Source organism: uncultured Ralstonia sp. (genome assembly GCA_913056305.1).
Lineage (GTDB): Bacteria > Pseudomonadota > Gammaproteobacteria > Burkholderiales > Burkholderiaceae > Ralstonia.
On record CAJXMR010000377.1, the window covers coordinates 1 to 2,626 of the forward strand.

The following is a 2,626-nucleotide window of genomic DNA, read 5'->3' on the forward strand; positions in this document are numbered from 1 at the left end:
CCCAGCGCAGCGTCCGGGGCTCGAAGTGCCGATGCAGCTTCATGCCCGCTTGCGAACGGCGCAGGAAATCTCGCGCGTACAGGGCGCCTTTCAAATAGTCGCGGTCGTGTTGCAGGCTCATCGGGCACCTCCGGAATAGAGGCGATGCGCGAGGCTGGCTGGGGGTGGGTGAAACGCGGGGCAGCGCCCGCTTGCGATGATGACAGCTTGAGTCGGTTGCTCCATTGCCTTGCCCTCTTCAATGTTGAGTAGGGAGCCACCCACCACGAAGGGTGGGCGGGCACACGACAGGCTGGAAACACCGGAAAACATAACCACAAACCGGCACGGCCGAAGCCGTACCTGCCGAGGCCCGCCCGTATAGGCGAACAGCGGCACGCAACAGCCTTATCGGCGTCGCGGGTTATGTTTGAAGGCGGGGTTTCCAAGCCCGGCCGCGCCTGTCTGACGCGAGCCCGGGCAGTGTAGCGGGCGCGGATGCCGTGGGGCAAGCGGCGCGGCGTCAGGGATCGTGGCGCGGTGCCTGGGCTTGCTAGTTGGCCAAGGTTCGGTTCTGGTGGTCCATCCGCTGTTTCGTCCCCTGCCGGGGCCGACTCACTTTCTTTGTCTTGCCAAAGAAAGTAAGCAAAGAAAGGCGCGCCCGAGATGGCGACAGCCTCCTTGAATTTCTGTCGCAGGGAGGGAGAGCGGGCAAACTCGCTGCGCTCAAACAGGCCCGCTCTCTTTTTCCTCCCTGCAACAGAAATTCAAGGCGCCATCTAGGGCAGGGTACGGCCACACCGTCTGGGGGCGGCGCTTGGCGCGGTTGTTTTTTTGGGTATCCGCATTTGCTGGTTGATGGCCTCATTGCATGCTGCGGCGCGAGAATCGCGCAGTCGGAGGCGCGACTTCACGTTGGGATCGACCGTCCCAGTTCGACCCAAAGGAGCCGGTGGAGGTAGAGAATCGCCTGCCCTCAAGCCGACCAAGCGGCCGCCACAAATTGGGCAGCCAAAGGTGGCTGCCCGGTTGCCGGACTCATCGTCAAGTTGATGACCAAAAACCAACATTGCGAACTCGGCGTCGCGAAAATTACTCGCGTCTAAAGCCGAGAATAGCCCTTCCTATTGGATTCCCGGGCACTAACGGATTCGGCATCCAGGCCGTGCTGACCTCGAGCGTATCTCCATCAAGTTTGTAGAATCGTTCCTGTTCACTGCCGTTCCAGGCTTCATTCCAAGACGAGTCAATCTTTGTAATGAACCTGTCCTCATCTATCCGATACCGTCCTGTATAGGCCATCACGGTACGGAAGAGCGCCACCATCTCCTCATCTGTGTTTCCTGGCTCCCGCGTCTTTGCGGTAACCAATACCATCATTCGCCCATCAGAGCTGAAGATAAGGTACCCGTTCGGGTCGGCGCCCCAAGGTTGAGTGCGCTCGTTTGAATCCTGAAGCTCGGTATTGAAAGAGATCAGCCGCCAGCAACCGTGGAGCTCAGTGTCGCGCTCAGTCATGTTTCCTCCCGTCCTACCGCCACTGCATGCTCAAGTCCTCATTTCTCTTACTGCCCGTTCCAAATTCGCCCGCACAATCACGCGATGAAACGGCGCAATCGTCGCAAGATAGATACGTCCCAGTCTGTTGTGGCAATGCACCACCGTCCCCGCGAGCAGCTCGCGCCCATTTGCCGCATCGGCGCGAAGTTGGATGGTGGCGCGGAAATCGAGATGCCGGTCATCCGCGCCCACGATCAACTCCGTCGCGCTCTTTGACAGCAGCGGTAAGTAACCGATCACCGGCCCACGCGCCGCTCCGGCAAGACCGACGGCGCGAGACGATTTGACGCCGACTGTCGCCATCGCCACATCGCGGACACGCGTGAGCGCACGAATCCACCACGCCTGCCGCTCGAACGCGGCGCGTGCCAACACCTCCAGATCATCGCTGGCCTCCGCCGGCAGTCGAATTGCGAAGGCGTCCAAAAGGTCCGCGCCCGCGTAAAGCGGCGCTAGCACGCTGTTGCTAGGCATGGGCACGGCGCGCGCTTTGGTCGAGGTCGTATTCCAGGGTAGGTTCATGGTGTCCAGCAGTCTAGTCGTGCCAGCGGCTCATCGATGCGGGCGGCCATCGTCAGCGTGTGCACCGTGGCCATATCTCGATCAATGGGTTGCCGCGAGTCTGCCCGAAAACGGACGGCCACGACAGGCTGCTGATGGCCGGGTTCGGACTAACCTTCTTCACATACCAACGTCGTGCTTGCCCTTAGCCTTTCACATAGGAACGCAGAGCCCAGCATCGAGCTGAGCTCTGCGTTTCATTTCGCGGTCCTGCCTCTCTTTGCCCCACTAGCATCACAGGTCGCGAGCCCGCTGACGCATGACGGCGCGTAACAGCGGGCGCCGTGAGGGGATCCGTCGCACAAAGCCACTACAATAGCGCCCCTTCGCCGGTGGCGCCCGCTCCTGATATCCCGTGCAGGCGCATGCCTCCCGCTGCACTCGAGAAGCCACAATCCTATGATGTCAAACGCTTGCGGCGTCGATTTCGGCACGTCCAACTCCACCGTCGGCTGGCTGAGATCGGACGCACCCACCCTGCTGCCGCTCGAAGACGGCAAGGTTACGCTGCCTTCCGTCATCTTCT

2 protein-coding genes and 1 pseudogene are annotated in these 2,626 nt (G+C 61.0%); 1 reads left to right on the top strand and 2 read right to left on the bottom strand.

All coding sequences use genetic code 11. From position 1 onward, the window contains the following. Positions 1 to 1,071: 1,071 nt before the first annotated feature. Positions 1,072 to 1,497 carry a lipocalin-like domain-containing protein gene (locus QZ609_RS26250; protein ID WP_295501370.1) on the bottom strand — a complete coding sequence of 142 codons (426 nt, stop codon included), beginning with the start codon at positions 1,495 to 1,497 and terminating at the stop codon, positions 1,072 to 1,074. Positions 1,498 to 1,527: 30 nt separating this feature from the next. Beyond that, positions 1,528 to 2,061 carry a DUF2867 domain-containing protein gene (locus QZ609_RS26255; protein ID WP_295501372.1) on the bottom strand — a complete coding sequence of 178 codons (534 nt, stop codon included), beginning with the start codon at positions 2,059 to 2,061 and terminating at the stop codon, positions 1,528 to 1,530. Between the two features lie 438 nt (positions 2,062 to 2,499). Here QZ609_RS26255 and QZ609_RS26260 point away from each other — a divergent pair. Then, a pseudogene (locus tag QZ609_RS26260) lies at positions 2,500 to 2,626 on the top strand (heat-shock protein); the annotation flags it as partial.

Coding starts and splice junctions, on each gene's coding strand:
- QZ609_RS26250 (WP_295501370.1), bottom strand. CDS start 1,497: ATGACTGAGCGCGACACTGAGCTCCACGGTTGCTGGCGGCTGATCTCT.
- QZ609_RS26255 (WP_295501372.1), bottom strand. CDS start 2,061: ATGAACCTACCCTGGAATACGACCTCGACCAAAGCGCGCGCCGTGCCC.